The sequence below is a fragment of the Brevundimonas sp. ZS04 genome (assembly GCF_001956865.1).
GTDB classification, from domain to species: Bacteria; Pseudomonadota; Alphaproteobacteria; order Caulobacterales; family Caulobacteraceae; genus Brevundimonas; species Brevundimonas diminuta.
The window spans coordinates 1-443 of sequence record NZ_MTHE01000054.1; the positions used below are offsets into that span (position 1 = coordinate 1).

The 443-nt window shown below is 65.9% G+C and carries 1 protein-coding gene; it reads right to left on the reverse strand.

The window, feature by feature from the left end; translation table 11 throughout:
- Positions 1–443: hypothetical protein (locus BJP32_RS17400; RefSeq protein ID WP_158043320.1), on the reverse strand; the 443-nt coding region annotated here is incomplete at both ends.

Sequence of the window (443 nt, forward strand, 5' to 3'; positions counted from 1 at the left end):
GTGTACTTGAAGCCGGTCAGCGTCGAGCACGTCGTCGGGGTGAAGCTCTGCGTGAAGCTGCAGCGCTGAAACTCATTGGCGGTCTGGCCGAGGCTGAAGTCGACGGAGGTGTCGCGCGAGGGCGTCGTCGTGGTCGGAATCAGCTCGGCCTTCGGGAGCGGCTGGCCGAAAATGAAGGAGCGGTCGATGTAGACCTGGGCACCAGCGGTACCGCCGCCTGCGTCACACCCACTGGCCAGACTGGTGCCGCCGATCGAGAATCCGCCGAACAGCGGCGCGTGGTCGATCGGGGCGAACGTTCCGAACTGTCCCGGATCCGAGATGGTGTGGAAGCGGAAGCCGCCGGGGGCAGGCACGATGCCGTCCATCGGGATCGAGACGCGGAGATCGCCGTTCGGGAGCGCCGTGAGCGGCACCGTGAACGAGTTGGTGTAGTTGAACGG